General features: G+C 65.3%; 29 protein-coding genes. 15 read left to right on the plus strand and 14 right to left on the minus strand.

What is annotated here, in order from left to right:
• Positions 1-15 precede the first annotated feature (15 nt).
• Entirely contained in the window at positions 16-2,136 is a 2,121-nt protein-coding gene (locus B5M41_RS07440; RefSeq protein WP_134650002.1) for an OmpA family protein, read from the minus strand.
• A gap of 341 nt (positions 2,137-2,477) precedes the next feature.
• Here B5M41_RS07440 and B5M41_RS07445 point away from each other — a divergent pair, with 341 nt between their 5' ends.
• The 7 genes from B5M41_RS07445 (at position 2,478) to B5M41_RS07475 (ending at position 7,652) form a co-directional block, all read left to right on the plus strand.
• On the plus strand, positions 2,478-3,257 hold the full coding sequence (locus tag B5M41_RS07445; RefSeq protein WP_134650003.1) for an ABC transporter substrate-binding protein: 780 nt from the start codon (positions 2,478-2,480) through the stop codon (positions 3,255-3,257).
• Between the two features lie 165 nt (positions 3,258-3,422).
• Positions 3,423-4,226 (plus strand): ABC transporter permease, encoded by an 804-nt coding sequence (locus B5M41_RS07450; protein ID WP_134650004.1) that lies wholly within the window; start codon positions 3,423-3,425, stop codon positions 4,224-4,226.
• The gene (locus B5M41_RS07455) at positions 4,223-5,056 is read left to right on the plus strand and encodes an ABC transporter permease (protein WP_134650005.1); all 834 of its coding nucleotides are present in this window, start codon (positions 4,223-4,225) and stop codon (positions 5,054-5,056) included. The genes B5M41_RS07450 and B5M41_RS07455 overlap by 4 nt, the downstream gene beginning before the upstream one ends.
• Positions 5,057-5,202: 146 nt before the next feature.
• Complete coding sequence (locus B5M41_RS07460) at positions 5,203-5,469, plus strand: usg protein (protein WP_134650006.1); 267 nt, start codon at positions 5,203-5,205, stop codon at positions 5,467-5,469.
• Between the two features lie 51 nt (positions 5,470-5,520).
• Entirely contained in the window at positions 5,521-6,336 is an 816-nt protein-coding gene (locus B5M41_RS07465) for a class I SAM-dependent DNA methyltransferase (protein WP_134650007.1), read from the plus strand.
• A gap of 68 nt (positions 6,337-6,404) precedes the next feature.
• Positions 6,405-7,277, plus strand: coding sequence for an NAD(P)-dependent oxidoreductase (locus B5M41_RS07470; RefSeq protein ID WP_134650008.1), 873 nt, complete (start codon positions 6,405-6,407; stop codon positions 7,275-7,277).
• A complete protein-coding gene (locus tag B5M41_RS07475) occupies positions 7,278-7,652 on the plus strand; it encodes a hypothetical protein (protein WP_134650009.1) in 375 nt (124 codons plus the stop codon).
• 6 nt (positions 7,653-7,658) lie between these two features.
• Here B5M41_RS07475 and B5M41_RS07480 read toward each other — a convergent pair whose 3' ends face one another.
• The 3 genes from B5M41_RS07480 to B5M41_RS07490 are packed head-to-tail and all read right to left on the minus strand — an operon-like array spanning position 7,659 to position 9,429.
• Complete coding sequence (locus B5M41_RS07480; protein ID WP_134650010.1) at positions 7,659-8,147, minus strand: Lrp/AsnC family transcriptional regulator; 489 nt, start codon at positions 8,145-8,147, stop codon at positions 7,659-7,661.
• A 59-nt stretch (positions 8,148-8,206) separates the two neighbouring features.
• Positions 8,207-8,851 carry a uracil-DNA glycosylase family protein gene (locus B5M41_RS07485; RefSeq protein ID WP_134650011.1) on the minus strand — a complete coding sequence of 215 codons (645 nt, stop codon included), beginning with the start codon at positions 8,849-8,851 and terminating at the stop codon, positions 8,207-8,209.
• An 11-nt stretch (positions 8,852-8,862) separates the two neighbouring features.
• Complete coding sequence (locus tag B5M41_RS07490; RefSeq protein ID WP_167719173.1) at positions 8,863-9,429, minus strand: thermonuclease family protein; 567 nt, start codon at positions 9,427-9,429, stop codon at positions 8,863-8,865.
• A gap of 168 nt (positions 9,430-9,597) precedes the next feature.
• Between B5M41_RS07490 and B5M41_RS07495 the strand changes: the two genes are divergently transcribed.
• Positions 9,598-11,133, plus strand: coding sequence for a sensor histidine kinase (locus B5M41_RS07495; protein ID WP_134650013.1), 1,536 nt, complete (start codon positions 9,598-9,600; stop codon positions 11,131-11,133).
• Positions 11,134-11,136: 3 nt separating this feature from the next.
• Here the strand turns inward: B5M41_RS07495 and B5M41_RS07500 are convergent, their stop codons facing one another.
• Positions 11,137-11,514, minus strand: a complete 378-nt coding sequence (locus B5M41_RS07500) for a diacylglycerol kinase (protein WP_134650014.1) — start codon at positions 11,512-11,514, stop codon at positions 11,137-11,139.
• A gap of 82 nt (positions 11,515-11,596) precedes the next feature.
• Entirely contained in the window at positions 11,597-12,613 is a 1,017-nt protein-coding gene (gene cobT / locus B5M41_RS07505; protein WP_134650015.1) for a nicotinate-nucleotide--dimethylbenzimidazole phosphoribosyltransferase, read from the minus strand.
• A gap of 130 nt (positions 12,614-12,743) precedes the next feature.
• Between cobT and B5M41_RS07510 the strand changes: the two genes are divergently transcribed.
• From B5M41_RS07510 to B5M41_RS07520, 3 genes are read left to right on the plus strand one after another with little or no spacing between them, the layout of a single operon-like run.
• Positions 12,744-13,526 (plus strand): adenosylcobinamide-GDP ribazoletransferase, encoded by a 783-nt coding sequence (locus B5M41_RS07510; RefSeq protein ID WP_134650016.1) that lies wholly within the window; start codon positions 12,744-12,746, stop codon positions 13,524-13,526.
• Positions 13,527-13,562: 36 nt separating this feature from the next.
• Complete coding sequence (locus B5M41_RS07515) at positions 13,563-13,784, plus strand: DUF1289 domain-containing protein (protein WP_134650017.1); 222 nt, start codon at positions 13,563-13,565, stop codon at positions 13,782-13,784.
• Complete coding sequence (locus B5M41_RS07520; protein ID WP_134650018.1) at positions 13,781-14,479, plus strand: retropepsin-like aspartic protease family protein; 699 nt, start codon at positions 13,781-13,783, stop codon at positions 14,477-14,479. Before B5M41_RS07515 ends, B5M41_RS07520 begins: the two co-directional genes overlap by 4 nt.
• Positions 14,480-14,532: 53 nt before the next feature.
• Here the strand turns inward: B5M41_RS07520 and B5M41_RS07525 are convergent, their stop codons facing one another.
• The 7 genes from B5M41_RS07525 to B5M41_RS07555 all read right to left on the minus strand — a co-directional run bounded on the left by B5M41_RS07525 (position 14,533) and on the right by B5M41_RS07555 (position 21,196).
• The gene (locus tag B5M41_RS07525; protein WP_134650019.1) at positions 14,533-14,910 is read right to left on the minus strand and encodes a VOC family protein; all 378 of its coding nucleotides are present in this window, start codon (positions 14,908-14,910) and stop codon (positions 14,533-14,535) included.
• 134 nt (positions 14,911-15,044) lie between these two features.
• On the minus strand, positions 15,045-16,238 hold the full coding sequence (locus B5M41_RS07530; protein ID WP_134650020.1) for an MFS transporter: 1,194 nt from the start codon (positions 16,236-16,238) through the stop codon (positions 15,045-15,047).
• An 87-nt stretch (positions 16,239-16,325) separates the two neighbouring features.
• Positions 16,326-17,087, minus strand: coding sequence for an ABC transporter permease (locus B5M41_RS07535; protein ID WP_134650021.1), 762 nt, complete (start codon positions 17,085-17,087; stop codon positions 16,326-16,328).
• Positions 17,084-18,010, minus strand: coding sequence for an ABC transporter ATP-binding protein (locus tag B5M41_RS07540; RefSeq protein WP_134650022.1), 927 nt, complete (start codon positions 18,008-18,010; stop codon positions 17,084-17,086). The genes B5M41_RS07535 and B5M41_RS07540 overlap by 4 nt, the downstream gene beginning before the upstream one ends.
• Positions 18,011-18,103: 93 nt before the next feature.
• Entirely contained in the window at positions 18,104-18,925 is an 822-nt protein-coding gene (locus B5M41_RS07545; RefSeq protein ID WP_134650023.1) for a sulfite exporter TauE/SafE family protein, read from the minus strand.
• 316 nt (positions 18,926-19,241) lie between these two features.
• Complete coding sequence (locus B5M41_RS07550; RefSeq protein WP_209020874.1) at positions 19,242-20,021, minus strand: aminoglycoside adenylyltransferase domain-containing protein; 780 nt, start codon at positions 20,019-20,021, stop codon at positions 19,242-19,244.
• A complete protein-coding gene (locus B5M41_RS07555) occupies positions 20,009-21,196 on the minus strand; it encodes an extensin-like domain-containing protein (RefSeq protein WP_209020875.1) in 1,188 nt (395 codons plus the stop codon). The genes B5M41_RS07550 and B5M41_RS07555 overlap by 13 nt, the downstream gene beginning before the upstream one ends.
• A 282-nt stretch (positions 21,197-21,478) precedes the next feature.
• On the opposite strand from B5M41_RS07555, the gene B5M41_RS07560 reads away from it, so the two are divergent.
• From B5M41_RS07560 to B5M41_RS07570, 3 genes are all read left to right on the plus strand, one after another.
• Entirely contained in the window at positions 21,479-21,865 is a 387-nt protein-coding gene (locus B5M41_RS07560) for an acyl-CoA thioesterase (protein ID WP_134650024.1), read from the plus strand.
• 21 nt (positions 21,866-21,886) lie between these two features.
• On the plus strand, positions 21,887-22,480 hold the full coding sequence (locus B5M41_RS07565) for a hypothetical protein (protein ID WP_134650025.1): 594 nt from the start codon (positions 21,887-21,889) through the stop codon (positions 22,478-22,480).
• 100 nt (positions 22,481-22,580) lie between these two features.
• Positions 22,581-24,581, plus strand: a complete 2,001-nt coding sequence (locus B5M41_RS07570) for a putative bifunctional diguanylate cyclase/phosphodiesterase (RefSeq protein WP_134650026.1) — start codon at positions 22,581-22,583, stop codon at positions 24,579-24,581.
• 61 nt (positions 24,582-24,642) lie between these two features.
• Here the strand turns inward: B5M41_RS07570 and B5M41_RS07575 are convergent, their stop codons facing one another.
• Positions 24,643-25,215, minus strand: a complete 573-nt coding sequence (locus B5M41_RS07575) for an NAD(P)H-dependent oxidoreductase (protein WP_134650027.1) — start codon at positions 25,213-25,215, stop codon at positions 24,643-24,645.
• A gap of 88 nt (positions 25,216-25,303) precedes the next feature.
• On the opposite strand from B5M41_RS07575, the gene B5M41_RS07580 reads away from it, so the two are divergent.
• On the plus strand, positions 25,304-26,212 hold the full coding sequence (locus B5M41_RS07580; RefSeq protein WP_134650028.1) for a LysR family transcriptional regulator: 909 nt from the start codon (positions 25,304-25,306) through the stop codon (positions 26,210-26,212).
• Positions 26,213-26,298: the final 86 nt, after the last annotated feature.

Below are 26,298 nucleotides of genomic sequence, written 5' to 3' on the forward strand. Positions count from 1 at the left end.
CGGCGTGAGGCCGGATCAGTTGGCGCTGGCGACCGGGCGGACCAGCGTGGTCACGCGGCGGATGGTCACGCGGCGGTTCTGCTGTTCGGCAGACTGCGTGCGCACCTTCAGGAAGCGCTCGCCGTAACCCTGCGTCTGGAGGTTTTCCGGCGGAATGCCGTAGACCTCGGTGAGCAGGCTGGCGACGGAGTCGGCGCGGCGGTCCGACAGGACGAGGTTCGACTTGTCCGAGCCGACGGCGTCCGTATGGCCTTCGATGAGGAAGGTCTCGCCCGGATCCTTGTCGAGGATCTTCGACATCGCCTCTGCGACCTTGCGCAGCGTGCGTGCCTGCGACATCGGCACTTCCGCGCTGCCGGTGGCAAAGGTCACGGTATCCAGGTCGATACGGCGGACCTTGTCACGCAGGCGGGCAGACTGCTTTACCTCGTTGATCGTGTAGACGCGCTCCACCCGCTCCACCGGCGGCTCGGAGAGGAACTCGTAGTAGTCGCGGTCCGGGTCGCTCGATGTGTCGACGATATAGTCGCGCAGCGGAATGCGCAGGCGCATCGGCGGCAGCTCGTAGCCGACGTCCACGAGGTCGGGGCGCGGTGCATCATCTTCCAGTTCCGGCGCATAGACGAGGATATACTCGCGGCCGTCGCGGCCGATGCGCGAGCGCTGGATGACGTCGCCATAGCGGTTGTAGATCGTGATGATCTGCACGCCGCCGGGACGAACGATCGTTTCGCGCGTGCGGCCCCGGGCGAGCTCGTCGTAATAGACTTCCTCGGAATCCCGGCGCAGGCGCGGACGGTCGTCGCCACGCACGATCAGCTGGTTGCCGACCGACAGAACGGTGCGGTTGTCGATCGTCTCGACCACGTTCACCTGCGTCACGTTGTTGTTCACCGTGTTGTTGTTCACGGTGTTGTTGTTGATGACCGTGTTGTTGATCACGGTGTTGTTGACGATGTTGGTCGTCTCCGGCACCGCGAAGACCGGCGCGGCGTCGACACGCTGGCCCTCTTCCTTGATGGCGGCCTCGATCTTCTGCGGAACGGCCTCGCGGACCTCCTGCGGAATTTCGGCCTGCGCCGAATCGTCGGAAACCGGCAGCGGAACCTCTTCCTGGGCCCGCAGCTCCTCGCGCTGCTTGCGGCGCTCCTCGCGGCTCATGCGGCCACCGGTATTGTCGGCGTCCTTGTCGCTGTCGAGCACGGCAGCACCGTTTTCGACCGGCAGCACGACCGTTTCGTCCGTCTTGCCCGGGTCTTCCGCGATGGCCTGCTTCTCTTCCGTGGAAAGCGTATCGACGACTTCCGGAACGGGCTCTGCGGCGGGCGTCTCACCGGTTTCAGCCGTTGCCGGCTGCTCGGTGCCGCCTTCAGCGGGCTGCTCCGCCGTGCTGCCGTCGGCAGGCTGCTGCTGCTCGTCGGTCACGATAGCCGGCTGCTGCTCGACGGGCTGTTCTTCCGCCGGCTGCTGCTGCTCGGTCTGCTGCTGCTGTTCCTCGGCGGCCTTCCGCTGTTCTTCAGCCTGACGCTGGGCTTCCTCATCGGCGGCCTTCTGCTGCTCGGCGGCCGCACGCTGGGCTTCCTCGTCGGCGGCCTTCTGCTGTTCCTCGGCCTGACGCTGCGCCTCCTCGTCGGCAGCCTTCTGCTGCTCGGCGGCCGCGCGCTGGGCTTCCTCGTCGGCGGCCTTCTGCTGCTCCTCGGCCGCGCGCTGAGCTTCTTCCTCGGCGGCACGCTGCTGTTCCTCGGCCTGGCGCTGAGCTTCTTCCTCAGCGGCCTTCTGCTGTTCCTCGGCCTGGCGCTGAGCTTCTTCCTCAGCGGCCTTCTGCTGTTCCTCAGCCTGGCGCTGGGCTTCCTGCTCGGCAGCCTTCTGCTGCTCCTCCGCCGCACGCTGGGCTTCTTCCTCGGCGGCGCGCTGCTGCTCCTCGGCCTGGCGCTGCGCCTCTTCCTCGGCGGCGCGCTGTTCTTCGGCCTGGCGCTGCTGCAGCAGCTCTTCTTCGGACGGCTGGGCCTGCTCGCCGCTGTCCTGGGCGACTTCGAACGGCTTCATGAGGGCATCGGCGAGTGCCGGCGTCGCGATCAGCGACGCGGAAAGCACCGGGAACGCCACGGTTGCGAAAAGTTTTGAGCGGAAAGTCATCGTTTTGTCCTCACGGTGTCCCGTCTTGTTAGTGTCGGGAGCCTGCCGCCGGCATTCTTTGTTGCCGATCGGCGAGTCGCCCGTCTTCCTCTAAAGGCCTAGTCATGCCTGCCTGAACCGTGGCTGAACGGCCAGCGGTGAGCGACGAGATAGGTCGCGCCGCCGCCAAGACCAGAGGTGCGCGGAAATTGTCGTTGAAAGGGGGCGGAATGACGGCGCAAAAGGAGTTGATTTTTACGCGCAAACAGGCCGATTATCCATCCAAGCGGGCACCCCGCCTGCTTTACATCAAGGCCCGGACAACAAGAAAAACCCGAGAGCCTTCAACAGAGAGGATCAACATGCGTATTTCCAAACGTTTCACGCTCGCAGCCTCGGCTGCGGTCATCGCCCTCTTCGCCTCCTCCGCGATGGCTGAGGGCGAGAAGATCGTGATCGGCACGGAAGGCGCCTACCCGCCCTTCAACAACCTCGAGTCGGACGGCACGCTGACCGGCTTCGACATCGACATCGCCAAGGCGCTCTGCGAGGAAATGAAGGCCGAGTGCACCTTCGTCACGCAGGACTGGGACGGCATCATTCCCGCCCTGATCGCCAAGAAGTTCGACGCCATCGTCGCGTCCATGTCGATCACCGCCGAGCGCAAGCAGCAGGTGGACTTCTCCAAGAAGTACTACAACACGCCGCCGGCCATCGTCGTGCCGAAGGATTCCGACATCAAGGAAGCGACGGCCGAAGCGCTGGCCGGCAAGACGCTCGGCGCCCAGGGTTCCACGACCCATTCCAACTATGCCGAAGCGCATATGAAGGACAGCGAGGTCAAGCTCTACCCGACGGCCGACGAATACAAGCTCGACATCGCCAACGGCCGTATCGACGCCGTCATCGACGACGTGGTGGTGCTGTCGGAATGGCTGAAGACGGCTGACGGCGCCTGCTGCAAGCTGCTCGGCACCCTGCCGCTGGACCCGGTCATCAACGGCGAAGGCGCCGGCATTGCGGTGCGCAAGGGCGATCCGCTCGCCGACAAGTTCACCGCGGCGATCGCGGCCATCCGCAAGAGCGGCAAATACCAGGAAATCAACGCCAAGTACTTCCCGTTCGACGTCTACGGCGACTGAGACCCGGACGTATCGGGTTGATGCCGGTTTTTTCTGACCCCATCACCGGATTGCAGAAGCGGGAGGGCTTGCCCTCCCGCTTCTTTTGCTTGAGAACTTGACGACAAAATGAAAGGCGCGCACAGCGTCTGACAACAAGCGCGAAACGCGCATCGGGGGTTTGGCATGAGCGGGTTCTTTACCGCCATCGTCGAGGCGGTAACCGCAGCACTGGGGATCGTGGATCCGCTCTGCGGGCCGGTCGGCATCTTCACGCTGTTTGCAGGCGACACGCTTCTGGCCTGCGGCGATACCGGTTGGGGCGACGAGATCGCGCTCGGCTTCCTGGTCACGGGCAGCCTGGCGCTCGCGACGCTGCCGGTCGGCCTGCTGTTCGGCTTCTTCATCGCGCTGGCCAAGCAGTCCGAGGAACGGTCGCTGCGCCTGTCGGCCAATATCTACACGACGCTGTTCCGGGGCCTGCCCGAACTGCTGACGCTCTTCATCGTCTATTACGGCCTGCAGATCCTGGTGCAGAATGCCGCGACCGCCATCGGCTACCAGGGCACCGTCGAGATCAACGCCTTCTTCGCCGGCATGATCGCGCTCGGCGTCGTCTTCTCGGCCTATTGTTCCGAAGTGCTGCTGTCGGCCTTCAAGGCCATTCCCCGCGGCCAGTACGAGGCCGGCCATGCGCTCGGCCTGCACCGCGGCCGCACGATGCAGCGCATCATCCTGCCGCAGCTCGTTCGCATCGCCCTGCCGGGCCTCGGCAACCTCTGGATGGCGCTGCTCAAGGATACCGCCTTGGTCTCGGTCATCGGCCTGCCGGATATCCTGCGCCAGACGGGCGTGGCTGCCCGCGTCACCAAGCAGGCCTTCGAATTCTACGCCATCGCCTGTCTGCTGTTCCTCATCCTCGCCTTCCTCTCCTCGCTGATCTTCTCCAGCATCGAGCGCTGGGCCAAGCGTTCGGAGGCGGCACGATGAGCCACGTTTCCACCAGCCTCATTCCGCCGCAGGAGCCACCGCCGGCCCCGCCCCGCCCCTTTACCGCCGGCCGGTTCTTCGGAAACGTCTTCATGGGCGTCTGGCTCGCGCTGACCATCGGCATCTTCCTGATGCTGGTCGAGGGCTGGGATCCGGAAAAGTTCACCCGCTACGGGCCGAACTACCTCTCCGGCCTCGGCGTGACCCTCACGCTCGTCGGCCTCTCGGTCGTGCTGGGCGCCGTCCTGTCGCTGCCGCTTGCCTTTGCCCGCATGTCGAAGAACCCGGTCTTCTCGTGGTTTTCCTACGGCTACGTCTACTTCTTCCGCGGCACGCCGCTGCTGACCCAGCTCTTCCTCATCTATTACGGTCTCGGCAGCTTCTCCGCAGAACTGAAAGCCTGGGGCCTGTGGTGGTTCTTCCGCGATGCGTGGAACTGCGCCCTCCTGACCTTCACGCTCAACACCGCCGCCTACCAGGCCGAAATCCTGCGCGGCGCGATCGAGAGCGTGCCGCGCGGCCAGCACGAGGGTGCCGCGGCCCTCGGCCTGCCGAAGAAGATCGCCTTCTTCAAGGTCATCCTGCCGCAGGCACTGATCGTGGCCCTTCGCCCCTATGGCAACGAGATCATCCTGATGATCAAGGGCTCGGCCATCGTCGCCATCATCACCGTCTTCGACCTGATGGGCGAAACCCGCCGCGCCTTCTCGCGCACCTTCGATTACCAGGCCTATCTGTGGGCAGCGCTGCTCTACCTCATCATCGTGGAGCTGCTGCGCAATGTCTGGGCCTGGCTGGAAGCGCGCCTCACCCGTCACCTGAAACGGTGAGACGGTTGGCAGCACTCGCCTATCGATGCTGCCAACAATTTGAATCCAAAGGATTATTTGTTTTCACGGGCAAAAATCAACACTTGCTTAACCATGGCGGCGCTTCAATCATAAGGACCATCATTCCTGTGAAATGAGAGGTCCCGATGACGAACGACATGGCAATGCAGCTCAAGGGCTACGGCATGACGACGGCCCAGATTCTCTATCGCATGCCCGACCATCCGACATTCCTGCAGACCTATATCTGGCAGCATTACGATCTCGCGCCGGACTTTCCGGAAATGAAGCGCTTCCTGAAGTTCTGGCAGGAGAAACTCGACGGCCCGCTGCACTCGATCCGCTACGTGCACCGCCACCTGATTTCGGCCAGCGAGTGGCGCGCGCTGAAGGGCGAGTTCATCATCAACTGACGTCCTGCGGCCTGCTTGCCAAGCCCGGCGGGCGGGCCTAAGAGACGCGGCATGAAGAAGATCGACGAAGACGCGCTCGCGGAAGCCTATAACCGCGCCCTCTCGCTGGAGAAGTCCGGCGATTTCGATGCCGCCGCCAAGGCCTATGCCGACGTGCTGGCGCTCGATCCGGAGGACCATGGCGGTGCGGCCGTGCGCCTTGCCTCCATGGGCCGCGGCGAGACCCCTGAGAAGGCGCCCGACGCCTATGTGACCACGCTGTTCGACCAGCACGCCGAAGTCTTCGACAACGTGCTCGTCGACCAGCTCGGCTACTGCGTGCCGCTTCTGGTGCGCCAGCGCTTCCAGGCGCTGGAACTCGGCCCGTTCGACCGCGTGCTCGATCTCGGCTGCGGCACGGGCCTTACCGGCGGCGCGCTGCGCGACATGGCCGAGGACATCACCGGCGTCGATCTCTCCGAAAACATGGTCGAGATTGCGCATGAGAAGGATCTCTACGAGACCCTCTATGTCGCCGAGGCGGTCGATTTCCTCGATGACAACGACGACGAGCCCTTCGACCTCATCGCCGCAACCGATGTGCTGCCCTATCTCGGTGCGCTCGAGGCGCTGTTCTTCGGCGCGGCCGAAAATCTCGTGCCCGGCGGCCTGTTTGCCTTCTCATCAGAAACGCTGCCGGACGACAGCTTTGCCGGCCGTCCCTTCATGGTCGGCCCGCACCAGCGTTTCGCGCACGCCGAATCCTATGTCCGTCAGCGGCTCGATGAGACCGGCTTCGACGTCGTGGAGATGTCCGACATCACCGTGCGCATGGAAGAAGGCGAACCGATTGCCGGCCATCTGGTCATTGCCCGGTATCGCGGCTGACGCGAAAGACTTTCGCCCCGGCCCGTGATCCGCTAAACGTCCTGCCAGCGATTGCAGGAGAAGACGGCATGGCAAAGGTTGCGTTCATCGGTCTCGGCGTCATGGGCTATCCCATGGCCGGCCACCTCAAGGTCAAGGGCGGTCACGAGGTCGCGGTCTATAACCGCACCTTCGCCAAGGCGGAAAAATGGGCGGCCGAATTCGGCGGCGCGGCCTTCCGCACCCCGGCCGAGGCCGCGAAGGATGCCGATTTCGTCTTCACCTGCGTCGGCAATGACGACGACCTGCGCGCCGTCACGACCGGCAAGGACGGCGTGTTCGACGGCATGAAGCCCGGCGCCATCCTCATCGACAATACCACCGCGTCCGCCGAAGTCGCCCGCGAACTCGACGCGGCCGCCAGGGAGCGCGGCTTCGCCTTCATCGACGCGCCGGTGTCCGGCGGACAGGCCGGTGCCGAGAACGGCGTGCTCACCGTCATGTGCGGCGGCGACGAGGCGACCTTCGCGACGGCAAAGCCTGTTATCGACGCCTATGCCCGCATGGTCGGCCTGATGGGCCCGGCGGGTGCCGGTCAGCTGACCAAGATGGTCAACCAGATCTGCATCGCCGGCCTCGTGCAGGGCCTCGCCGAAGGCGTGCATTTCGGCAAGAAGGCGGGGCTCGACATGGAAGCCGTCATCGACGTCATCTCCAAGGGGGCTGCCGGCTCCTGGCAGATGGAGAACCGCCACAAGACGATGATCGCAGGCAAGTACGATTTCGGCTTCGCCATCGACTGGATGCGCAAGGACCTTGATATCGTGCTGTCGGAAGCCCGCCGCAACGGCGCCAAACTGCCTGTCACCGCGCTGGTCGACCAGTTCTACGGCGACGTGCAGGAAATGGGCGGCAACCGCTGGGACACGTCCTCGCTGCTTGCCCGGCTGGAGCGCAAGTAGATGATCCTTCGCGCCGCCGCCGTCGCCCTCCTCCTCGTGTCATCCACCGCAAGGGCTGACGCGGACGACGATGCGGCGAGGCAGGCGCTTCTCGCCGGGCTGCACGCGAAGATCGCGAGCTGCTGGGCGGTCCCGCCGGACCTTCCCGACACCGTCAAGCCGGTTCGCGTGAAGTTTTCGCTGACACGGTCGGGCGAACTGGACGGATCACCATCGATAGACGGTCCCGTCGCCGGCGATCCCGCGACGAAGGCTTTCGCCGCAAGTGCCGTTCGTGCAGTCGTCCGCTGCGCCCCGTATGCGGAGTTGGCGGGGCGCGCATCCTATGACGCGTGGAAGACGATCGTCGTCACGTTCAATGCGCCGGAGCTCTGAAGGCGCTCAGTCCTCGCCGCTCTTCTGGTTGTCCACGACCATGTAGTCGAGCGGAAGCTCGGTCGTGTACTTGATCTGCTCCATCGCGAAGGCCGACGACACGTCGCGGATCTCGATACGGGCGATCATGCGCTTGTAGAAGGCGTCATAGGCGGCGATATCGGGCACGACCACGCGCAGGAGGTAGTCCACCTCCCCGCTCATGCGGTAGAATTCGACGACTTCAGGGAACTCGACGATCACCTCGGAGAAGCGCTTCAGCCATTCGGTCGAATGGGAATTGGTGCGGATCGAGACGAAGACCGTGACCTTGGTGTTGATCTTGACCGGATCGAGCAGCGCGACACGCTTGCGGATCACGCCGTCTTCTTCCATCTTCTGGATGCGGCGCCAGCAGGGTGTTGTCGACAAGCCCACCTTCTTTGCGAGATCGGCAACTGCAAGCGTGGAATCCTCCTGCAAGAGGCGAAGGATTTTGCGATCCAGACGGTCCATTGATTTCCCCTACGAAAATTAATTCCCCTGTATACCGATTTTGCGGCGAATAGGAAGAATTATATTTCAGCCGTTAGACGTTTCACCCGGCTTCGCAGTTCCGGCAGAATCTCGGCCTCAAACCACGGATTGCGCTTCAGCCAGCCGGTGTTGCGCCAGGACGGGTGCGGCAGCGGCAGCACGGCCGGCGCTTCATTGCGGCCGAGATGGCGGCGCCAGTCGCGAACCGTATCGGTCATGCTCGCCGCCTTCGCGGCACCCAGATGCCATGCCTGCGCATATTGCCCGATCGCCAGCACCAGCTCGACCTGCGGCATCGTCGCCATGATGCGTGCGCGCCAGAACGGCGCGCATTCACGGCGCGGCGGCAGGTCGCTGCCATGAGCGTCGTAGCCGGGAAAACACAGGCCCATGGGAACGATGGCGAAACGGTTTGGATCGTAGAACGCGGCGCGATCGACGCCGAGCCACGTACGAAGCCTGTCGCCCGATGCATCGTTGAACGGAAGTCCGCTTTCGTGCACTCGCAACCCCGGCGCCTGCCCGGCAATCAGGATACGCGCCGTGGAGGAAATGACGGCCACGGGGCGCGGTTCGTGCGGCAGCACGTCACCCGCCTTCGCCGGCGCCTCGCGACAGAGCCGGCAGGCGGCGATCGCAACGCGCAGGGCAGTCAGATCGTCGTGGTTTGCGGCCTTGTCCATTGCCCGTTCCGTCAATCCAGCCCCAGCAAACCCAGAATGCGCCCCACAAGGCCGGGTTCCGCCGTGTGAACGCCGTCCGGCTGGCGCCCGTTCATCCGCCGCCAGTCCTGCGGCCGATCGAACGTGCTGCCCCACAGTCCCTTGCGCTCGGCCTTGGCCAGCTGCTCTTCGTGCTCGTAGTCGCCATAGGCGACAGCAAGCCCCTCGCGCACCATGCGCTCGCCAAGGTCGATGCCGTTGGCCTCGCAGCGCGACAGCAGCCGGTCGTACTTGTCCTTGCCCTGGACGCGGCATGTCACGGGGCCCGCGCGCATCAGCTCGGCCAGCCGCGAGCGCGCCGCCACGCCGCAGCGCCATTCCTCGTCGTCCCTCTTGCAGATCTGCGACATTTCCGGTGCGTCCATGCCGATGAGCCGGACGCGGCGTCCGTCCAGCGTGATGGAATCGCCGTCCTTCGCCCGCGCCGCGCCGCCGATCGTCTCGACGCTGCCGTCGCTAAGACGCACGATGATCAGCACGATCAGCACCATCATGGCGACCGCCACGCCGACATCGCGCATGCGCCTGGAAAAACTCATGGAACTCATTTCCCGATTTCGAATCTGCCCAAGCGTCATAAGACGAATGGCACCGCATTTCACGTCACGAAAAATGCCGGAATGGTTCGCAAATGGTTTATGCGCGGCAGCATCTTCTTAAGGATTGCCACCTAGACTGCAACGCTGTCCGTAACAGTTGCAGTCATCATGAGTACCGGCGTCAGCACCTCGACCGACAAGATCATTGTCGACAAGTCGCGCAGCCATCGAAACAAGGCTGTTTCGCGGACCGTTCGCGCGACTCGTGATCGCCTGCAGATCGCCACGGGCGTCTCGCCGGGTTTCGAACGCGAGATGATGCAGCTGCATGTCGGCTCGGTGGCGCAGAGCGCGCTCGCCATTCCCGTCGTCGTCATGCTGATTGCCGCCGGCGGCGTCTATCTCACGCAGGAAATCGGCCTCGTTGCCTGGGCGGTGCTGGCGCTCACCATGCATGCCATCGGCATGATCGTCGCGCATCGCGCGCGCGCGCGCGAGATCACGGCCGAGAACGTGCGGCGCTGGCAACGCGGCTTCCTCGTCGCGCAGGTCTTCATGGGGCTCGCCTGGGTCGCCTTCTCGCTGCAGACCTGCGGCAGCTGCACCGGCGTGACCTTCGACTTCTACAAGGGCTCCGCGCTGCTCGTCGCGCTCGCCGTGACGGCGATGAGCACGCTGATGCTGCGCCACGCCATTCTCTGCGCCTTCCTGCCCACCGTGGCCGTGCTCATCGTCCTGGCCGTGCTCGCGCCGGCACCCGGCACCGTCGGCATGGCGGCGATCATCACGGCGGCCATGCTCTTCCTCGTCTTCATGACGCACCGCCTGCGTTACACGAGCGCCCAGCTCCTCTCCTCGCAATCGGAAAAGGACGACCTGATCGCCGAGCTGGAAGTCGCAAAGTCGATGTCCGACGAGGCCCGCCGCCGGGCGGAAGAGGCCAATCTCGCCAAATCGCGTTTCCTCGCCTCCATGTCGCATGAGCTGCGCACGCCGCTCAACGCCATCCTCGGCTTCTCCGAGGTCATGTCGACGGAAGTGCTCGGGCCGCTGAACAACCCGATCTACAAGGAATATACCTCCGACATCCACCGTTCGGGCCAGCATCTCCTCAATCTCATCAACGAAATCCTCGACCTGTCGCGCATCGAGGCCGGCAAATACGATCTGGCGGAAGATTCCGTGCATCTCGTCGATATCGCCGAGGATTGCATCGGCATGGTGCAGCTGCGCGCCCGCGCCAAGAACATCACCATTTCCGAGCAGGTGGAAAGCGGCATGCCGGCGGTCTGGGCGGATGAGAAGGCGCTGCGTCAGGTCATCCTCAATCTGCTCTCCAACGCCGTGAAATTCACGCCCCAGGGCGGCGAGGTCGTCGTCAAGGCCGGCTGGACGGCCGGCGGCGGGCAGTATGTCTCCATCAAGGACAACGGCCCCGGCATTCCCGAAGAGGAAATCCCCGTCGTGCTCTCGGCCTTCGGACAGGGATCGATCGCCATCAAGAGCGCCGAACAGGGCACCGGGCTCGGCCTGCCGATCGTCCAGGCGATCCTCGCCAAGCACAACGGCGAATTCATCCTGAAATCCAAGCTGCGCGAAGGCACCGAAGCCATCGCCATCCTGCCGGCCAAGCGCGTGCTGGAAAGCCTGCCCGCCGTCAGCGAGACCCATGCGGTCGCCCCGCGCCGCAAGAGCTTCGCGTGATCCTCAGATAAGTTTCGATATCACCACATAGCCCGCACAGGCGGCATTGGCGATGATGAGGCAGAAGACGGCGAAGGAACCGAGGTCCTTCGAGTGCTTGCCCATTTCGGAGATTTCCGGCGACACGCGATCGACGATCTCCTCGATTGCGGTGTTCAGCGCCTCGAAAGCGATCATCAGCAGGAAGAGGATGGTCATCGCCACGAATTCGAACAGCGTCGCGCCGACGAAGACGAACAGCACCATGGCGACGACGAAGGCGATCAGCTCGTGGCGGAAGGCGGATTCGCCGAGCAGGCGGCGCGCGCCGTCGGCCGAATAGGTCGCGGCCGCCAGGAGGTGGCTGAAGCCCGTCTTTTTGGTGATTGGTCCCTGACCCATGTGTCATCCCCTGCTGCCGGACCCGTCGAGCGACGCCCCACGGGTCCAATCCACGTCATTTTGGCTTTTGCCGACCATGCCGCTACGAACGGTTGCTGACACCCGCCTGAACGAAGGTCGCCATGCCGGAATGGCACGCCGCCGCCGCCTTGACGATGCCGGCCGCGAGCGCCGCGCCGGTGCCTTCGCCAAGCCGCATGCCGAGCGCCAGAAGCGGCGTCTTGCCGAGCTTCTCGATGGACTTCATGTGCCCCGGCTCGGCCGAGACGTGGCCGATCAGGCAATGGTCGAGCGCGGCCGGGTTCGCAGCGCGCAGGATGGCGCCGGCCGCTGTCGCGACATAGCCGTCGAGGATGACCGGGATCTTCTGCATACGCGCGGCAAGGATGGCGCCCGCCATCGCCGCGATCTCGCGGCCGCCGAGGCGGCGCAGCACCTCCAGCGGATCGTTGAGATGCGCGCGGTGCAGGTCGACCGCCTTCTTGACGGCCGCGACCTTGCGCTGCAGCACCTCGCCCTCGGACCCGGTGCCCGGCCCGACCCACTCCTCTGCCGTGCCACCATAGAGCGCCATGTTGATCGCCGCCGCGATCGTGGTGTTGCCGATGCCCATCTCGCCGATGCACAGGAGATCGGTGCCGCCGGCAACGGCTTCCATGCCGAAGGCCATGGTCGCGGCGCAATCGCGCTCGGAAAGGGCGGCCTCCTCGGTGATGTCGGCGGTCGGATAGTCGAGCGCCAGGTCGAAGACCTTGAGGCCGAGGTCGTGCGTCACGCAGATCTGGTTGATCGCCGCGCCGCCGGCTGCGAAATTCTCCACCATCTGCGCCGTGACCGACGACGGATAGGGCGTGATGCCCTGCTTCGTCACGCCGTGATTGCCGGCGAAGATGGCGACGAGCGGCCGCGTGACGGCAGGCGGACGTCCCGTCCAGGCGGCAAGCCAGAAGGCGATCTCCTCCAGCCGGCCCAGCGCACCCGGCGGCTTGGTCAGCTGCGAATCCCGCGTGCGTGCGGCCACCAGCGCGGCCGAATCGGGACCGGGCAGATTGCGCAGCAATTCACGGAAATCATCGAACGGCAGGCCGCTGGCACTCATCTTGGGGAATTCCTTGCTTTGGGCTTTCAAAGGCGGGGTTTTGGTGTCTCCTAATAGAGGCCGGGCGCGAATCCGACAACCGCATTTGCGGCTGTTGCCATCGCGCTTTCGCCGGGAGGGGCTTTTCCACATGAACATCCGCGACTTCATCGACGACACCGCACGCTCCGTCGCCTTCCTGTCGCGCGTGCCGGTGCCGCAGCGTCATTTCACGGATCATGACGGCCGCCTGTCGCGCGCCGTGCAGGCCTTTCCGCTGGCCGGCGTGCTGATCGTGCTGCCGGCCGCCGCACTCGCGGCCGTCCTTTCGGCCCTGCACGCCCCGCCGCTCCTGCTCGCCTTCGCCGTGCTCGGCCTTCAGGTGCTGGTGACGGGCGCGCTGCATGAGGACGGCCTGTCCGACAGCGCCGACGGCATCGGCGGCGGGCGTGACCGCGACAGTGCGCTCGCCATCATGAAGGACAGCCGCGTCGGCTCCTACGGCGTCGTCGCCCTCGTCCTCTCCTTCGGCCTGCGCGCGGCCGCCATCGCCGCGCTCGCGACCGTCCTCACGCCCTCCGGCCTCGGCATGGCGTTGCTCGCCGTCGCGGCCGCCAGCCGCACCGCCATGGTCTGGCACTGGTCGCTCCTGCCGCCCGCCCGCCGCGATGGCGTCGCCGCTTCGGTCGGCGAGCCGGACCAGGGCGCCACCACGGTCGCGCTCGTCTCCGGCGTCCTGCTTGCGGCACTGCTCCTGCTGCCGCACGGCACCGTCCTGTCCTGGCTTCTGTCGCTTGCCGCCGCAGCGCTCTGCGTCCTCGTCTTCAACCGCATCGCCCTGCGCAAGATCGGCGGCCACACCGGCGATACGATCGGCGCCACCCAACAGCTCGCGGAAATGTCAGTGCTTTTCGCCCTTGCCTTGGCGCTTTGAGCTGCCGATATAGGAGCGGACATATCTGGAGTTTCGATGGAATCGCCCTGCATACTCGTCTGTTCGATCGACATGGTGACCGGCTACTGCTTCGGTTGCGGTCGCACGCGCGAGGAAATCGGCGCCTGGACGCTCTATACGTCCGACGAGCGCCGCGCGATCATGGCCGCCCTTCCGGCGCGGCTTGAGACCGTCGAGCGCAAGCCGCGGCGCGAGACCCGCCGCGCCCGCATGGCAAGGGAGCGTGGCGACGCATGAGATTTTATGTCCTTCTGGCCATTCTCGCTGGCGGCCTTGCGCTTCTGATCCTCAACCATGACAGCGGCCGCACGCTCGGCATCGCCAATGACGATTTCGGTCGCCTCGTGACGCTCTCGGCGATCGGCACGATGATGGCGGCCGGCATTCTGGCCGGGCGTCGCCAATGGGGAGAGAGCCTGCGCCAGGCCGCCATCTGGCTCGTGCTCATTCTGGCGCTCGCGACGGCCTATCTCTACCGCTTCGACCTGCAGGACGTCGGCAACCGTCTGACGGCGGGCCTCATTCCCGGCCGCGCGGTCGTCACGACCAATGCCAGCGGCGAACAGATCCTCGTCATCCAGAAGGGCCTGTCGGGCCATTTCGAAACCGATGTCACCATCGATGGCACGCCGCTGCGCATGATGGTCGATACCGGCGCAAGCTCGGTCGTGCTGTCCTATGCGGATGCCATGCGCCTCGGCATCAACCCGGACAACCTCGTCTTCTCCATCGACGTGTCGACCGCCAACGGCCGCGCGCTCGCCGCCCCCGTCACGCTGCGCCAGGTCGCCATCGGCCCCATCCAGCGCGGCACGATCCGCGGCATGGTCGCCCAGGAAGGCCGTCTGGAACAGAGCCTGCTCGGCATGAGCTTCCTCGAAACGCTGGGTTCCATCGAGATCACCCGCGACGAGCTGCGGCTGAAGGACTGATCTTCAGCCAAGCGACAACGGGGCAGACATCGCCCGCCCCGTTTCCATTTTTGTCAGATCGGCTGCCCGACATCGATGCGGTTGCCGTCCGGATCCTCGAAAACAAAGGCACGCAGGCCGTAGTCCTTGTCCTGGAGGCGCTTGATGATGCGCAGGCCGTGTTCCTGGCAAAGCGCATGCAGTGCGTCCACATCATCCACCATCAGATGCGCCACATTGAAGGCGGGCGCCTTGTGGTTAGGCTGTAGGGTGAGATGTACCTCGCCCGCATCCCGCTTCATGATCATGAAGCCGACGGGATCCCCGTTCTCGAAGACTTTTCTGAAACCGAGGACATTGGTATAGAACGCCTCTGCCCTGGCCATGTCCCTGACCGGCAGCATGGCCGCTATTCGTCCGAACCGGACACCGTGATCGGCGATGTCATTCATCGCAGAACCTCCGCTTGCAACGGTGCGCGTCCCGCCGGACGGTGCCGGCCGAAAGTTTGCCCGTTGTTGTTTGGCTGAGCAGGACGGTGCCTACGGCGCGGACCTTAGCCCGCCCACAGGCGAAAGGAAACAGCTCATTTGCACGTGTGTTTGACCCGCATCAGCATGGGCGCGGCGAGGAGGATCGTTGCTGCCGAAAGCACGGCACCGGTCAGGAAGGTCGCCCCGGAGCCGTGATTGTCCCAGATCCAGCCGGCGGCGACATTGCCGAAGAGCACGACGATGCCGGTCATGAGGTTGAAGACGCCGAAGGCGGTTCCCTTGAGGTGTTTCGGCGCGGTATCGGCGATCAACGTGGCGAGCAGTCCCTGCGACAGCCCCATATGCAGGCCCCACAGCACGATGCCGGCGATGAACAGCGGCACCGTCGCGGCATAGGCAAGCGTTCCATAAGCGAAGACGAGCACGAACAGGCTGGCGACCAGCAGACCCGAGCGTCCGACACGGTCCGACAGGCGGCCGACCGGATAGGCCGTCAGGCCGTAGACCGCGTGCATGATCACCATGGTGAGGGGAATCCAGGCCGGTGCGAAGCCCGCCTCCTGCGACTTGAGAAGCAGGAAGGCCTCGCTGAAACGGGCCAGCGTCAGCAGTGCGGCCGCGCCGATGACCATCCATACCGCCCCGTTCAGCCGCACGATATCGGCAAGGCGCGGCAGCCCGCCGCCCTTTGCCTCGAATGGAGCCTTCGGCTCGCGCACGCCGACGATCAGCAACAGGACGGCCAGAAACGCCGGGATGACGGCGATCCAGTAGATCGTGAGAACGTCGCCGGCAAACAGGATCATAAGTCCGATGGCCACCAGCGGCCCGACGAACCCGCCCACCGTATCCAGTGATTTCCGCAACCCGAAGCTCGCCCCGCGCAGTTCCGGCGGCGTGACATCGGCGATCAGGGCATCGCGCGGCGTGCCGCGAATGCCCTTGCCGACACGGTCGACGGCCTTGGCCGCGACGATCCAGCCCGTGGAGGTGGCGAGCGGAAACAGCAGCTTGGAAACCGCGCCGAGCCCGTAACCGAGAACGGCGAGCGGCTTTCGCTGCGCCATGCGGTCGGCGAGAATGCCGGAGAACAGCTTGGTGACGGTGGCGATCGCGACCGACAGGCCCTCGACGAAGCCGACGAAGACCGCCGAGGCGCCCAGTCCGCTGACGAGGTAGAAGGGCAGCAGCGTCTGCACCATCTCCGAGGAAACATCCATCAGCAGGCTGACGATACCCAAGATCCAGACTGTTCTGGGGATGGCGTTTACCGGTCTGGACGTCATGGGGCGCTCGCGCTGCGGAAAATGCTGGCGAAAGCGATAGGGATGCGCCGCGATCCGGTCAACCGGTCGCGGCGCATTCTGCATGGCTCAGTTCTTCAGCTTGTAGCCCGTCTTGAAGATCCAGGCCGTGATCGAAAGGCACACGATCAGGAATCCCAGCACCGTCACGAGGCTGACGAGCGGGCTGACATCGGCGATCTCGTAGAAGCTCCAGCGGAAGCCGGAGACGAGGTAGAGCACCGGATTGAAGTGGCTGACCGTCTGCCAGAAGGGCGGCAGCATGTCGATCGAATAGAAGCTGCCGCCGAGGAAGACGAGCGGCGGCACGATCAGCATGGGGAAAAGGTTCAGCTGCTCGAAATCCTTCGCCCAGATGCCGATCATGAAGCCGAACAGGCTGAACGTGACCGCCGTCAGCACGAAGAACAGCACCATCATGAACGGATGCCGTATCGAGATATCGACGAAGAACGAGGCGGTGACGAGAATGATCGTACCGACGATCAGCCCCTTCGTCGCCGCGGCGCCGACATAACCGATGACGATCTCGATCATCGAGATCGGCGAGGACAGGATCTCGTAGATCGTGCCGGTGAACTTCGGGAAGTAGATGCCGAAGGAGCCGTTGCCGATGCACTGGTTGAGCAGCGTCAGCATGATGAGGCCGGGCGCGATGAAGGCGCCGTAGGACACGCCCTGCACTTCCTGCATGCGCGAGCCGATCGCCGCGCCGAACACGATGAAGTAGAGCGACGTGGTGATGACGGGCGAGACGATGCTCTGGAGCAGCGTGCGGCGCGTGCGCGCCATCTCGAACGCATAGATGGACTTGATCGCCTCGAAGTTCATTTGCCCTCTCCCACCAGCTCCACGAAGATGTCTTCCAGCGAACTCTGCTCGGTGGAGATGTCCTTGACCCTCAGCCCGCAATGCGAGAGGGCCGACAGCAGCGAGGAAATGCCGGTCCGCTCGCCGGCGGAATCGAATTCATAGACGAGGCGCGTGCCCTCGCCCGCAAGCGTCAGCCCGAACGGCGACAGCGCGTCGGGAATGGCGGTGACCGGTTCGGCGAGCTCCACCGTCATCTGCTTGCGGCCGAGCTTGGCCATCAGCGCCTTCTTCTCCTCCACGAGCAGGATCTGGCCGTGATTGATCACGCCGATGCGGTCGGCGATCTCCTCGGCCTCCTCGATATAGTGCGTCGTCAGGATGATGGTGACGCCGGAGGCGCGCAGCCGTTCGACGAGGTGCCACATGTCCTTGCGCAGGGACACGTCGACGCCGGCGGTGGGCTCGTCGAGGAACAGCACCTTCGGCTCGTAGGACAGCGCCTTGGCGATCAGCACGCGCCGCCGCATGCCGCCCGAGAGGTGGCGCAGCATCGTGTCCTTCTTGTCGTAGAGCGAGAGGTCCTTCAGGATGCGCTCGATCAACGCCGGGTCGGGTTTGCACCCGTGCAGGCCGCGCGAGAAGGCGACCGTGTTCCAGACCGTCTCGAAGGAATCGAGCGTCAGTTCCTGCGGCACCAGGCCGATGATGGAGCGCGTCTGGCGGAAATCGCGCAGGATGTCGTGGCCCCCGACCGTGACGGTGCCGCCGCTCGGCGTGACGATGCCGCAGATGATCGAGATCATCGTCGTCTTGCCCGCGCCGTTCGGCCCGAGCAGCGCGAGGATCTCGCCTTCCTCGATGTCGAGATCGACGCCTTTCAGCGCCTGGAACCCCGAAGCATAGCTCTTGGTGAGATTGCGAATGGAAACGATGGGCGCCATGGGATGGTCCGGAGAAGGGAAAATTCATGCGGAAGGACACCCTATATGGCGTATCCCTTGCCGGTTTTCACCCGGCCTGGCGAAAAAAATCTCTCAGCCGTAGATGCTGTAGAGGAAGCGCAGCGCCACGAGGATGAGGAAGATGCCGAAGCCGATCTCCAACTGCCGCTTGCTCATGGCATGCGCCAGCCGCACGCCCCATGGCGTGACGACGAGCGCGATGGGCACGATCAGCGCGACGGCGATCCAGTTGATGAAGCCGGTCGATCCGGGCGGCAGGCCGGGCTCGCCCCAGCCGGCCCAGATATAGCCGAAGATGCCGGGGATGGAGATGAGCACGCCGACGCCCGAGGAGGTCGCGACCGCCTGATGGATCGGCCGGCCGAAGGAGGTCATGTAGGTGTTGTTGAGCACGCCGCCGCCAATGCCCATCAGGCCCGACAGCGTGCCGATGACGACGCCGGCGATCTGCCGGGAGATGCCGCCGGGCAGCGTGTCGCCGATCCGCCAGGTCTCGCGGTTGAACAGCATGCGCAGCGCAACGAGCAGCGCGATGCCGACGAAGACCAGCCGCAGGCCGGCGCTGGAGATGAAGGCGGCGATGACGGATGCGAGGATCGCGCCGAGCGGCAGCGCCACGATCCAGCTCTTCAGCAGGTCCATGTCGACGGCGCTGCGCTTGCGATGCGCCGTAAACGACCTCAGTGACGTCGGCACGATGATGGCGATCGAGGTCCCGACGGACAGGTGCATGCGCACCGCTTCCGGCACATCGAGATAGCCGAACACCTGATAGAAGACCGGCACCAGGATCGCCCCGCCGCCAATGCCGAAAATGCCGGCGAGCAGGCCGGACACGACGCCCGCCGCGGCAAGCGCCAGCGCGAACAGGGCAAGATCGGCGATGGGGGGCATGCAATTCTCCCGGCGGGATAAAAGGGACGACTCGCGAAACAATCGCGACGGAGATGCGCCAACTGTCATCAAACCGTGACCGATTTCAACCATGGTCTGCACGAGGCCACGGGAACGGTCCGCACCCCGCACCCCCACCGCTCCCACTGTCAGACAGAGGCCTCGCTCCCGACCCTGAGGGAGCTTTCGGCGGTCCGGCCGCCCGCTTCCCCTGTGGAAGCCCGCATGCGCCCTCGCCGCTCCCGGCGCTGGCGATTAAAATGTGACATTCCTTTCAGACCGGCGCCCCGCCGGTCTTTTTTGTGCGTTTCAGGCTTTAGCCCCGCTTCAAAAGCGCTTCTACCCGTACCCGCAGGCAATCCGTCACCGCGCGCACGGCCTGCGGGCGGTCCCACCAGGCGTCCTCGCCGCGGCCCAGATAGGCGTCGCGCGCCTCCAGCAGGGTCTTCGACTCGGGCTCGGGCATTCTTGCCGCCGCCCATGTCGCGGCCTCATCCTTCGACACGAAGTCTCCCCTGGCAGCCGTCCGCCACATGCGTGCCAGCGTCAGCATGCCGTTGCGCTCATCACCCTCAAGACCGGCGACGAGTGACGGCAGCAGGTCGGCCATCGCGCACCGTATCTGATCGGACGGAATGGCAGGGAGAACATCTTCCGGCTGAGAGCCAGCGAGTGCGATCGCCGCCTGCCGTGCCTGCGCCAGCACCAGCGTGATCTCGGGGTCGCAAACCGGCATCGGCAGCTCGCCGTCGTCGAAGGCGTCGCGCAGCCATTCGCCGTAAAGAAATTCGGCCCGGGCCGGATAGGCCGGCACAACGAGATCGGCCCGCTGCAGCACCATCACCTCCAAGCAGCGCGGCCCGCCAACCGGCGCCGGGTAACGGGCGGAAATGCGCAGCAGAGCCGACAGCAGCGCGCCGCGCTGCTGCGTGTCCATGGCGCCGTCCACCACAGTCATCAGGTCGATGTCACTCTGCGGCTGCAAGCCGCCGCTTACCGCCGAGCCGTGCAGATACACCGCCAGCAGTCCGTCGCCGAAGACGCCGCGCAGCGCTTCGATCGCCGTTTCCGCCTGCTGTGCGCCTACAGGCTGCAATGCCTGTAGCCCGATTTGCGCACCCTCAGGTCGAAGTGGAAATGGTCCTTGTGATAGCGGTCGCTGCCGGGTCCGAGCACGGTGGAGAAATACTTGCAGCTGTCGCCGCGCACCGACTTCAGCAGTCCCTTCTCGCGGAAGGCGAAGAAGCCCTTCGGCTCGATGGCGATGGACTTGCCGCTCTTCAGCACGATCCTGCCGACATCGATGGCATTGCCGCGCGCGTGTTCCGACATGGCGGCGCCGCGACGCGAATTCATCGTGCGGCAGGAATAGGACGACATCTGGTGGATCGCCGAGACGCCCGAGAGGTAGCGCATGCGCGCCGACGGCACGAGCTCGGCCTTCACCCACCGCGCGAAGGCTTCGGTGATCTGGCAGTTGACCTGCGCGGCCGGCTTGATCTGGATGCCGCCGGAAAGGCCCGACAGTTCGACCGGCCATTCGATGCCGCAGGAGCGCCCGCGCGAGATGCGCGGCACGTCGCGGAATTTGACGCCGAGCTTCTGGAGGCGCTGCCGGCAGGCCCTTTCGGAGGCCGGCATGCCGCCCATCGTCTCGGGGACCTGCATGGGATTGTTGAGCCGCGGCAGGAAGGCGACCTGTTCGCCCTGTATGGACTGTTGCTGGGACTGGCGCTGGCGCGTCGTCGCCTTGTCGGGCACGCGCAGATAGCCGTCGCTTTCGGCCTCCATGCCGGCGTCCGACATCGGGATCACCTCGGGCTCGCCCATCTGCTGCGGGGTATCCGTGCCGATGCCGCCGACGACGACCTGGCTGGCATTGCCCTCCGCGATCTCGTTGGCCTGCGCCTCGGCGAGCCCCTCGACGCGGCCCACACCCAGCCCCTCGTCCATGCTCACCCCGCCCTCGGGCACGGTCAGCATGCCCGACGAAGCCTGCACCGGCTCGCCGATGCCCATGGCCTCGTCGCTGTCGATCTTCGGCAGATGCCGCGTCTGGCGCGCGGGCGCGGCCATGGCCGTGTCAGGCGTTTCCATGCCGTAGGAAGATGAACCACCGCCGCTGTCGCCGATCTCCGCGGCAGGCGTGATGGCGCCGACGCTGTCGACATCGTCGGGCGGCGTCAGTCCGCCAGAACAGGCGGCGAGAAACGCCGGGATCAGAAGCAGCCCCACCGGCCTGCGGAAACGAGATACGAACGCAATACCCATTGTCACTTCCGCCCGGCGTCCGGCGTCGCAGGATGCGGTCCCGGTTACGCACATTCTTGTCCGGCGATGGTGCAGGCGGCGTTTGTCCACATTCGGACACCGTCCCCGCAAAACCGGCTTGCAAGCCGACGAGCCTGCATTTCCAAGGGATTTTCGCGCAACATGGTAAAGGAAAGCTTGTCGACGCAAGGTTGCGTTGCGCGCGATGTCCGGCAGGCCCGCCCCCTCTTTCGGACACGCGCGCAATGGGTTAGACCGGAAGGCAGACGCAGAGGAGCCCGTATGACCGACACGCAGACCCCGAACGGCCAGCTCACCCTTCGCACGCTCGCCATGCCTGGCGATGCCAACGCGGCCGGCGACATCTTCGGCGGCTGGGTCATGGCGCAGATGGACCTTGCCTGCGGCATCCGCGCCGCCGAGCGCGCCCGCGGCCGCGTCGTCACCGCGGCGGTCAGGGAGATGGCCTTCGAACTGCCGGTCAAGATCGGCGACACGCTCAGCATCTACACGGATATCGCCCGCGTCGGACGCACCTCCATCACCCTGTCGGTCGAAGCCTGGGCGCAGCGTTATCTCACCACGCGGCTGGAAAAGGTGACGGCCGCGACCTTCGTCATGGTCGCGCTCGACAGCCAGGGCCAGCCGACGCCGGTTCCCGGCGACTAAACAAGCCTTGGGAGGGGCAGGATGGACCATAACATGCCGCCGGATCCCACCGTGTTCACGCATGTCCGCGTGGTCATCGGCATGGTCGTCAGTCTCAGCCTCGCGCGCGTCCTGAGCGGCATCGCCATCTTCATTCAGCATCCCGGCAAGACGAAGGTCTATCCGGTCCACCTCGCATGGGCGGGCTTCCTGATCCTCTACCTGCTGCATTTCTGGTGGTGGGAGTTCCGTCTTCAGGTGCTGACGCCCATCGATTTCGGCGTCTACCTCTTCGTCGTCAGCTATTGCTGCCTGTTCTTCATGCTGGCGGTGCTGCTGTTTCCGACGACGCTCGACGACTACAAAGACTACGAGGATTATTTCTTCTCGCGGCGCAAATGGTTCTTCGGCGTGTTCACGATGGTCTTCGCGGTCGATCTGCTCGACACGGCGCTGAAGGGGATCGATTACTTCGAGTCCTTCGGATACGAATATCCCATCCGCAACGTCACTTTCATCACGCTGTGCCTGATCGCGGCCTGGACGGCGAACCGCCGCTTCCATGCCGTCTTCGTCACCGCCGCCATCGCCTATCAGCTGAGCTGGATCTTCCGCGCCTTCGACCTGATCGACTGAGACACCACTTGCTGATTTTGACGGTCTGGCGTTAAGACAATCTTATGGGGCGAGCCGCACCATCCCGGCGCGACGAAGTGCCTGTTGGCCGGGACCGAGAATGACGCATGCGAGCCGGCCGACGCCGATCGACGAACCCACGAGACACCAGATTCTGTCCGCACAGGCCGTGTCCGTGCTGGACGGCATCGTCCTGACCCTGCCGGCCAGTTGCTTCATCGCCGTCACGATCGTCGCCGTCCTGTGGCTCGATGCGCCGAATACGAGCGTGCTCTACTGGCTGGCCGCGATCTTCGCCGTCAACCTCGCCCGCTACATCACGGTACGGGTCGTCAGGCGCCAGAACATCGCGATCGAGAGGCCGAAGCGAGCGCTCAGGATCCTGTCGCTCGGCGCGCTCGCCGGCGGCCTGACATGGGCCCTGACGCCATTTCTCGGCACGGTGATCGGCGAAGGCGGGCTCAACCCCTACGTGGTGTTCATCATCTGCGGCATCTGCGCCGGCGCCATGATGCAGAGTGCGGCCTACAGCCAGACGACGATGATGTTCGCCGTCCCGCCCATCCTCGCGACCTTTGTAACCCTGTTGGCGATCGGCACGCCCTCTTCGCTGGTCATCGCCGCCGATACGGCGCTGTTCGGCCTCGTGATGTTCCGCACGAGCCAGGTCAACGAAAGGGAGTTCGTCCGCAGCCAGATGGACCGCCTGAATGCCATTGCGCTCGCCGCATCGCTGTCGGATGCCAACGCGGAAATCAACCAGTCCAATCAGCAGCTTTCCGCTCTCGTGAACACGGACCCGCTGACGGGCCTCGCCAACCGCACCCTCTTCAACAACCGGCTGCGCGACGCCTTCGCCGCCAGCCGTTCGGCCGATACGCTGGCCCTGCTGACAATCGACCTCGATCGCTTCAAGGCGATCAACGATACGATGGGCCATGGCGTAGGCGATGCGGTCCTCACCGAAATCGCCGGCCGTCTCACCGGCCTGACCGGCGAGAAAGACATGGTGGCGCGGCTCGGCGGCGATGAGTTCGCCGTGATCATAGAAGGCACCGGCGCGGAGGCGCGCGCCCGCCTGATCGGCAAGGAAATCATCCGGATTGCCGGCGAGCCCATCATCGTGGGCGAGCGTTCGGTCACCGTCGGCGCCAGCGCGGGCCTGGCGCTCTATCCCGCCCACGGCGAGAGCGCCGAGGCGCTCTTCGCCAGCGCCGACATCGCGCTTTATGCCGCCAAGGCCGGCGGCCGCCGCAAGCTCAGCCTCTTCAACCCCCTGCTGAAAGCGCGCATCGAACGCCAGCGCCTCATCGAGGCGACGCTGGCCGAAGCCCTTGAGAAGCAGATGTTGCAGGTGTTCTTCCAGCCGCAGGTGGAACTGGACGGCGGCCGCGTGACGGGCTTCGAGGCGCTGTTGCGCTGGCCCCATGACACCCTTGGTGCGGTGAGCCCGCCGGATATCGTGCGCGCCGCGCAGGCCCTGCACATGTCGACGGCCCTCACCGCCTATGTCGCGACGCGCGCCGCGCGCCTGCTCCAGGCATTGCCTGGCTACGGCCTGCCGGATGCCGCCGTCGCCATCAACGTCTCGCCCCGTGAGTTTTCCGGCGACACGCTCTCGCGTCTCCTCATCGACATCACGCAGCAGCACGACGTCCCGCCGTCGCGCATGGAGATCGAGATCACCGAGGAAGCGACGCTCGACACGGAGGCCGCCGGCGCCGAGCTTGCCCGGCTGGAAGCCGCCGGTTTCCGCCTCGCCGTCGACGATTTCGGCATGGGGCATTCTTCCCTCGCCTACATCGTCAGCCTGCATATCGACCGGCTGAAGATCGACCGCAGCTTCGTGCGCGGCATCGAGACGAGCCGGCAGAACCAGACCCTCATCTCCGCCCTCATCGGCATCGGCAAAGCCCTGTCCATCGACATCGTCGTCGAGGGTGTGGAAAACGAAGCCGAGGCGCGCATGCTGCAAAGCCTCGGTTGCCGCCAGGCCCAGGGCTATCACTACGCCCGCCCGATGGAAGCGGCCGACATTCCCGGCTGGCTCGCACAGCACGCCGAACGGTTCGCCCGCCAGCCGGCGACGGACGCAAGCTGACGGCAATGTCGGCGCCTGCTTACCGGCCGCTCCCCACGAGAGGCGCGCACGGCGCCATGGCTCAGCCCCAGGCTTCCGCGAGATAGCGGCGCTCGTCGTCCCTGCGCCACGTTTCGATGCGTGCGGCATAATCCCTGGCTGCGCCATGCAGCGCCAGATCGTCCAGCCTGTCTGCCCGGAACAGCAGGAACGGCGGCTGCCATGGCAGGCCGCAGCGGTGCGCGGTCGCCTCCAGCGGGCGCAGCAGCTCGGCCATGGTGAACCGGTTGGCGCCGGCAGGCGCATAGGCCTCCGGCACATTGCCGGCCGTCGCCGCGACCAGAAGCGGCTTGCCCTCCAGCAACCGCCCCTCGGTCTCGTACGCCATGTAGACCATGCGCGTCAGCACGGCGTCCTGCCAGGCCTTGAGCAGCGGCGGCGTCGAATACCACTGGATGGGGAACTGCAGCACGATCCGGTCGGCGGCAAGCAGCCGGGCAACCTCCCGGTCGGCATCGATCCGCCCATCCGCGTAGACGGCATGCATGTCCACGACCTCGACATCGGGCAGGCGCGCCGCCGCGGTCGCGAGCGCGGCATTGGCGCGGGAACGGCTAAGATCGGGGTGAAAGAGAAGGATCAAGGTCTTGCTCATGGCATCGTCTCCTGTGTTGACAGGCAGACAATGCCGGGACGAATGAAATCACTCCAATGGATGATTTGTATATGCTATTATCGATCTGATGAATTTAAGATCCATTGACCTCAACCTCCTCGTGATCCTCGATGCCCTGCTTGACGAGGCCCACGTGTCGCGCGCCGCCGCCCGGCTGAACCTGTCGCAGCCGGCGACATCGAGCGCGCTCGACCGCTGCCGCCACCTTTTCGGCGATCCCCTGCTGGAACGCGGCAAGGGCGGCATGCGGCTGACCGCGCGGGCGCAGGCGCTGCGCGATCCCTTGAAGAATCTGCTCGCCGGCATCGCCGCCGTGGTCGACGCGCCCGAGGAGCCCCTGGCCGCGATCCGCCAGACCGTGCGCATCATCACGGCCGACCATCCCGGCATCCTCATCGCCGGCCCGCTGCAACGCGCGCTGGCCCGCTCCGCGCCCGGCATCGACCTCGTCATCCAGCCGTGGCAGAGCGCATCGGCGGCGCTCGAATCCCTCGCGCGCGGCACGGGCGACATCGCGATCTCCGTCTTTCCCGCCATCGACGAGACGGCCTTCCATCGCGAGACGCTGCTGCACGAGCACTATGTGGTGGCCATGCGGCGCGACCATCCGGCCGCCGCCGATTTCACGCTGGAGCGCTGGCTCGCCTACCCGCATGTCCTCGTCTCCGGGCGCGGCGATACGCGCAGCGGCCTCGACGACCAGCTCGCCGTGCTGGGCCGGTCGCGCCGCATCGGCATCGTCGTGCCGAGCTTCCTGATGGTCCCGCCGTTGCTGGAGGACAGCGACCTCCTGGCCATGATGCCGGCCCATACGGTGCCCGCCGGCGCCGCCGGCAACTTGCACATCGCCGCGCCGCCGCTGCCGGTGGAGGGCTTTCCGCTCCACCTCGCCTGGCATCGCCGCCGCGACACGGACCGCGCCGTGCGCCACGTCGCGGATATCGTGCGTGCCGTCTTCGCCGGCCATCCGGCCTGACCCGCCGCCGGCGGGAACGGCGCAAATTCGTTTTCCTTTTGTACTCGCCGCCCCTTTCTTTTCGCGATGACTCTCTCCATATTCCC

The sequence above is a fragment of the Shinella sumterensis genome, from assembly GCF_004514425.2.
Classification (GTDB): Bacteria; Pseudomonadota; Alphaproteobacteria; order Rhizobiales; family Rhizobiaceae; genus Shinella; species Shinella sumterensis.